Here is a 6,986-nt window from a genome sequence, read left to right on the forward strand (position 1 = left end):
CAACCCCCGATCCAGCCTCTACCTTTGCGTCCCCTTGGTCAGGTAGTCGTTTACGTCGCTCTCCTTGATGCGATAGTTCTTGCCCACTCTAATGGCCGGAATCTGCCCGCTCTTGACGAGACGATACACGGTCATGTTGGATACCCTCAAGATATTGGCGACTTCGTTGACCGTCAACAACTTGTTGCTGAACCTGTCCCCTAACACCGATCCTCCAGTCAGCGATTGCCCTGCAAGACTTGACCCTCGTTAACAATACTCAACTTCATGGGTCAATATAATTCATCGCCAACATCCTCAACCAACTTTAGCATCATTTGAATATATGCACACTCTATTCAAATTCTATATTTTATCAAATTTAGCTGTCAATAATATACTTTATCAACAGCCATGGGTTCGGTCCAGGCAAAACCCCGGTCAAGGACACAGCATCGCATCACTCCTTTCGTTGGGTGAGCTTTTTTTGTGAGCCGTCTGATAGAACGGGCGCGGCATCTCCGCCAAGCCCTTTCTTCAATAAACAGTCCGTCTTATCGCCGTATCGGCACCTGCGTCGCCCCTGCGAGCAACAGCCCCGCCTACTGGCTCGAGAACTGGCTGATCATCGAGAAAATAGGCATGTAGAGCGCGATGACGATGGTCCCCACGATAATCCCCAGGAAAACGATCATCATCGGCTCCAGCAGGGAGGTCAGGGCCTCTACAGTCGCCGAGATCTCGGAGTCGTAGAAGTCCGAGACCTTGTTGAGCATCGTATCCAGTGCGCCCGTCTCCTCCCCGATGGCGAGCATCTGCGTCACCATGGGGGGGAAGAGATCGCTCTGTCCCAGGGGACGGGCGATGGAGTCACCTTCCTTTACTCCCGCCCTCACGTTGTCCACCGCCTCCGCAACCAGGACGTTCCCAACGGTCTTGGAGGTTATCTCCAGCGCCTGCAGGATGGGGACGCCACTGGCCACCAGGGTCCCCAGGGTCCTGGAGAAACGCGAGAGCGCCATCTTGTGAAAGAGGACGCCGAATACCGGCAGTTTGAGCTTGAGGGTGTCGAGCTTCCTGCGGCCGTTCGGTGTCTTCAGCCATCGGCGCATGAATACGAAGCCGACTACCAGCGCGATTATCAGCAGGACACCCTTCCAGCTAACCAGGAAATGGCTGATGCTCATGATGATCTTGGTTAGGAAGGGGAGGGAGGCGCCCATGTCAGAGAACATCTTCTCGAAGACCGGCACCACGAAGACCAGCATGATCACCAGCAGGATTACCGATATCCCCAGCATGGCTATGGGATAGGTCAACGCAGACTTTATGCGGCGGCGGATCTCGTCTTCGCTCTCGAGGGTGGTCGCGATGCGCAGCAGCACGTCGTCGAGTACGCCTCCGATCTCTCCCGCCTTCACCATGCTGGAATAGAGTTCCTTGAAGGTGTCCGGGTGCTTGGCCAGGGCCTCGGAGAGGGAGCGGCCCATCTCCACCTCGTGCTGGACGTCCGAGATGACCTCGGTGAGCACCGGGCTCTCGGTCTGCTCGGAGAGGATGTTCAGGCACTTCACCAGGGGCAGGCCGGCATTGATCATGGTCGCGAACTGGCGCGTGAACACCGTGAGGTCCTTGCCCTTGACCTTGGGTTTGAAGATATGGAGTTCTTTCTTCCTAAGGGAGACCTTCTCCTCTTCCACCCCGATGACGAAATACCCCATCTCCCGCAGCCGCTGCGATACCGAGGTCTCGTTATCGGCCTCGAGCTTGCCGGAGATGATCTTCCCCTGCCGGTCTCTCACCCGGTAGGAATAGGTTTGGGCCACCGCTACCTCTCCTTTTCTCGACGCCACCCGATCATGAAGGGTCCCTTCCGTCTGGGCCGTTGTTTGTGCGCCGGTATTGACTGCCAGTCTCTGCAAAGGTCTACGGCACCGTGCCTACGGTGCTCTATTTAGTATCGTGCCGCGCGTGCTATTCCTTTATCTCGATTTCCCCAGGCTCTTCTATGAGATTCTTTGTCCTGGCCATAAAACCCTCTTATCCATCAAGCAAGTACGATTGCAGGAACATCTCTCTGCAGGGCTGGTCACCCGATGAGTCGCTCCATCTCTTCGCGGCTGCTGCAGCGCCCTATAGCCACCTCGTACGATATCACCCCGCGCTTATACAGCGCCGCTATGGAATGGTCCATGGTCTGCATCTTGTACTGGCCTCCCGCCTGCATGGCGGAGTAGATCTGATGGGCCTTCGCCTCGCGGATGAGGTTGCGGATGGCCGAGGTGGCCACCATGACCTCAACCGCCGGCACGCGCGCCTGGCCGTCCTTGGTGGGAAGCAGCTGTTGCGTGACGATGGCCTGGATGGTGGTGGCCAGCTGCATGCGCACCTGCTGCTGCTGGTAAGTGGGGAATACGTCGATGATGCGGTCGATGGTCTGGGGCGCATCCTGGGTATGCAGTGTCGCGAAGACCAGGTGCCCGGTCTCGGCCGCGGTCAGGGCGGTGGAGATGGTCTCCAGGTCCCGCATCTCGCCCACCAGGATGACATCAGGGTCCTGGCGCAGGACGTATTTCAGGGCGTTGGAAAAGGAGTGCGTATCCCCGCCTACCTCCCTCTGGTTCACTATACACCTCTTGTGCACGTGCAGGAATTCTATTGGGTCCTCGACGGTGATGATATGAAGGTTGCGCGACTCGTTGATGATATTGATCATGGCCGCCAGCGATGTGGACTTTCCCTGGCCCGTGGGACCCGTGACCAGGATGAACCCGCGCGGGAGGCTGCAGAACTCCTGGATCACCGGCGGGAGGTTCAGCTCTTCCACCGTCTTGATGCGGTACGGGATGATGCGAAAGGCGGCCCCTATGCTGTTCCTCTGGAAGTAGGCATTGACGCGGAAGCGCGCGCTCCCGGGCACGGAATAGGAGAGGTCGTATTCGAGGTTGCTCTCCAGCTGTTCCCTCTGCCTTGCGGTGAGTATGCTGTACACCATGTCCCGTGTATCGTTCGAGGTCAGGCGCTGATACTCCTCCAGGCGCACCAGTACACCGTTTATGCGCATGACGGGAGGGGCCCCCACGGTGAGATGCAGGTCCGAAGCCCCTCTCACCAGCACTTCCTCCAGCAGCTCGTTGATATCAAGCTTTCCAGACAAGGTTTCTCCTCCTCTCGGAACCTCCTGCGATATCGGGCCATGTCGCCCGGCAAGCCCGGCAACCGCCTCTCTGTCCTCCTGCCCCCCTCGCCGGACCGCCCACTAACTGAGTATCGGTATCTCCGGGTTTTTCTTTCACCCCGGACTGATTCGCCCCATATGGGACGGGAGCCTCATCACATGATCACCCTCAGTACCTCCTCGATGGAGGTCTCGCCCTCCATCACCTTGATGAATCCCTCTTCGCGCATGGTGCGCATGCCTCCCGCCCTGGCCGCCTCTGCGATCTCTACATGGGGGGCGTTGCGCGCCACCAGGGTCTCTATCTCCTCCGTGACTTCGAGAACCTCGTAGACGCCCACCCTGCCCTTGAATCCGGTGTTGTTGCACGCCGGGCATCCCCTCGGCCTGAAGAGCACTTCCTCATACCCGTTGTTCCAGGTGAAACCCACCCGCTCCAGGAAAGCGGGGTCGGGATCGTAGGCCTCCTTGCAACGGTTGCATAGCCTGCGCGCCAGGCGCTGTGAGCTGACGCAGTCGACCGCCGACGCGATGAGGAAAGGCTCGATGCCCATCTCCAGAAGACGGGTGAGGGCGCTGGGCGCGTCATTGGTGTGCAGCGTCGCCAGGACGAGGTGGCCGGTGAGGGCCGACTCTATGGCGATCTGCGCCGACTCGGGGTCTCGTATCTCCCCGATCATCACGATATCCGGGTCGCACCTCAGGATCGAGCGCAATGCCGCGCTGAAAGTGAGGCCGGCCTTGTAATGCACCTGCACCTGGTTGATGAGTGGCAGGCGGTACTCCACCGGGTCCTCAACGGTGATGATGTTGTGCCGGATGGAGTTGAGCACGTTAAGGGTGGCGTAGAGGGTGGTGGTCTTGCCGCTGCCCGTCGGCCCCGTGACCATGATGGTGCCGTAAGGCTTGTGAAAGCTGCGGGCATAGACGTCCATGATCTCCTCGCTGAAGCCCAGCTCCTCCAGGCTCATCAGCGAGGCGCTCTTGTCCAGGATGCGCAGCACCACCTTCTCGCCGTGGATGGTGGGCAGGGAGGCCACGCGCAGGTCGATGGGCTTCCCCCTGATATCCACCGAAGCCCTGCCGTCCTGGGGAAGCCGCTTCTCGGCTATGTTCATGTCCGCCATGACCTTGATCCTGGCCACCACGCCGGGGTGGATCTGCTTCGGGTTCTTTCTGATCTCGTGCAGCACGCCGTCGATGCGGAAGCGCACCCGCACGTCATGCTCCATGGGCTCGATGTGCACGTCGCTGGCGCGGTCGTTGACCGCCTCGGAGATGAGCAGGTTTACATACTTGACTATGGGCGCGTTGTCCGCTTCGGCCTCTTCATCCGTTTCGACTGTCTCAGCCTTGAGAAAATCGTCCCCCGACAGTTCGACCCCGCTGTCGGAATGGCAGTAGCGGTTGATAGCCGCAACGATGTCTTCCTTGGTGGCCACCATCGGCTCGATCTGCATACCGGTCATGATACGGATGTCGTCAAGGGCGAAGACGTTTGTCGGGTCGGCCATGGCCACCAGCAGACGGTCGTCGTTGAACCCCACCGGTATCAGCGTGTAACGCCTCGCGACCTCAGCGTCCACCAGAGAACAGGCGGAGATATCCACGTCGAAATTGGCGAGGTCCGCATACTTCAATCCGATCTGGCGGGCGAGGATGGAGGTGAGGGCGCCCTCGCTCACCATCTTCATATCGATGAGCACCCTGCCCAGTGACTCCCCCGTCTCGCCCTGTCGCTGCAGGGCCTCGTCCAACTGCTCCTCGGTGATGATGCGGTTCTTTATGAGTATCTGACCCAGTTTCTCTTTCTTGGGCTTCTGCATTCCTGAAAACCCCTGTTCGGTTACGCCTTTCGTGCCGCGCGGTATGCCAGCCGCATCGCCTGCAGCGGCGCCTCCAGCCCCGTCCACAACCTGAAAGAAGCGGCGGCCTGATGCAGCAGCATTCCCTCGCCGTCGGCCGTGTTCGCTCCCCGGGCGCTAGCCCTGCTCAGGAACTCCGAGCTCACTCCCGCATACTTCAGGTCTATCGCCCATTTTCCCGCCGCAAAGCCCTCGTAAGCGAGGGACAGCCGGTCCAAGTCCGAACCAGCCAGGGGGGTACAGTTCACGACCACTCCGCACTCCTCAAGTACCCGTGAGCCCTCGAGATCGAACGTCCTTACTGATATCTCGGTCGTGGGGTTGGCCGTCTTTAATAGAGCAGCCAGCGCGCGCGCTCTCTCGCCCGTGCGGTTCATGACGAATATGCGCGACGCTCCCTCCTCTGCAAGGGCCAGGGCGACCGCGCGTGCCGCCCCCCCCGCTCCGATGAGCAGCGCCGCGTCACCCTCCACCCGTATACCCGCCTCGGCGAGGAAGGAGCGGAAGCCCTCGACGTCGGTGTTGAAACCGGTCATGCCGCCCTCGTCGCAGACGATAGTGTTGACCGCGGCCAGCCTGCCCGCGGGTTCCCGCAAACCGTCGAGGTAGCCGGCTACCTCTACCTTGTAGGGAATGGTAACGTTGCAGCCCTTGAAGCCGAGGGCCTTCAGTCCTTGCAGCGCATGCTCCAACCGGTGCCGGGATACTCGCAGTGGCACATAAGCCCAGTTCAGGCCGAGCTCGCGGAAGGCCGCGTTATGGATCGCAGGCGACAAGGTATACTCGATACCATGGCCCAGTATGCCGACCAGTTGCGTCTCTCCGTCCATGTGCCGTTAATGCCCCCTGTCACCCTCTCAGGAGATGCCACCGCCTTCAGGCCGCGGCGCCCAATCACTAATATGTACGACATCACGGCGGCTTTCAAGGGGGAGGTGGGTCGCCACCGTGGCCGCGGCGGCGCTTACTTGTCGAGGGTCTTCAATATATCGTAGAGCAACCCCAGGAGGACCTTCTTCACGTCCTCTTTTTCCATGGCGTTGCAGGGGATTATCTGTGTCTCTCCGTCGATGTTCAACTCCTGCCTGATCCTCTCGATGGCCTGATTGCTGTCCTCCTCTCCAATGCGGGTGGCACCGATGACGTATGGGGCATCGGAGAGGGTCGCGAAGAACTCTAGGATGCGCTTTCCTTCCGTATACGTCTCCGGGCGGCTCGCGTCAAGCATGAGTATATATCCGAGCATGCCCTCGCTGAGTATCTGCCACATGAAATCGAAACGTTCCTGCCCTGGCGTTCCGAACAGGTAGAGCACGATGTCCTTGGATATGGTGATCCTTCCGAAATCCATCGCTACGGTGGTCTCGGCCTTCACCCTGCGGGTCGAGTCCGAGATCGCCCTTTCAGTCGAGACGATGGAGATCTCGCTGATGCTCTTGATGAAGGTCGTCTTGCCTGCGCTGAACGGCCCGGTTACAACTATCTTGAAGGATCGCACCTGGCCACACACCCCTTACAATCTCTTGATGCCGTCGATTATGCGCATGATTATGCTCTTGGTGACCGCCTTGTCCCGTTTTACCTTCGGAACCGGCTTGCCCCTATCTATTTCCTCCACTTCCCCGTCTTCTCCTTTCGGCTTAACCGGGATTTTGATCTTCTTCGTCGGCTGCGGGACGGATACCCCCGTAAGCTCGGCCAGCTCTCTCTCCAGGGAATAGCCGCCCATATCGAACCCGGCGGATTCCTCGACTGCTCCTTCTGTTGCGGGCGCCTCCACCTCCATCACCGGCGCGGCGAACTCGGGCTGCGGCGCCTGGGCCGCCTCGGGTACGGTCTGCGGCGGTATGGGCTCGGCCACCTGCGGCGCGGGAGCGGGCGCCTCCACCTCCATCACCGGCGCGGCGAACTCGGGCTGCGGCGCCTGGGCCGCCTCGGGTACGGTCTGCGGCGGTATGGGCTCG

Annotated in this window: 7 protein-coding genes; all 7 read right to left on the reverse strand. The window is 60.0% G+C overall.

Features of this window, described 5'->3' with window-relative positions:
* Positions 1–18: 18 nt before the first annotated feature.
* On the reverse strand, positions 19–207 hold the full coding sequence (locus tag AB1384_02650) for a helix-turn-helix domain-containing protein (protein MEW6553169.1): 189 nt from the start codon (positions 205–207) through the stop codon (positions 19–21).
* A 374-nt stretch (positions 208–581) separates the two neighbouring features.
* Positions 582–1,805 (reverse strand): type II secretion system F family protein, encoded by a 1,224-nt coding sequence (locus AB1384_02655; GenBank protein MEW6553170.1) that lies wholly within the window; start codon positions 1,803–1,805, stop codon positions 582–584.
* 263 nt (positions 1,806–2,068) lie between these two features.
* Positions 2,069–3,136 (reverse strand): type IV pilus twitching motility protein PilT, encoded by a 1,068-nt coding sequence (locus AB1384_02660; GenBank protein MEW6553171.1) that lies wholly within the window; start codon positions 3,134–3,136, stop codon positions 2,069–2,071.
* A 176-nt stretch (positions 3,137–3,312) separates the two neighbouring features.
* Entirely contained in the window at positions 3,313–4,983 is a 1,671-nt protein-coding gene (locus AB1384_02665; GenBank protein ID MEW6553172.1) for an ATPase, T2SS/T4P/T4SS family, read from the reverse strand.
* Positions 4,984–5,003: 20 nt separating this feature from the next.
* Entirely contained in the window at positions 5,004–5,852 is an 849-nt protein-coding gene (gene aroE / locus AB1384_02670) for a shikimate dehydrogenase (GenBank protein MEW6553173.1), read from the reverse strand.
* Positions 5,853–5,986: 134 nt separating this feature from the next.
* Complete coding sequence (locus tag AB1384_02675) at positions 5,987–6,520, reverse strand: ATP/GTP-binding protein (GenBank protein MEW6553174.1); 534 nt, start codon at positions 6,518–6,520, stop codon at positions 5,987–5,989.
* A gap of 15 nt (positions 6,521–6,535) precedes the next feature.
* The coding region (locus AB1384_02680) for a hypothetical protein (GenBank protein MEW6553175.1) at positions 6,536–6,986 on the reverse strand (451 nt) is incomplete at its 5' end.

It is taken from the genome of Actinomycetota bacterium, from assembly GCA_040757835.1.
Taxonomy (GTDB): domain Bacteria; phylum Actinomycetota; class Geothermincolia; order Geothermincolales; family RBG-13-55-18; genus SURF-21.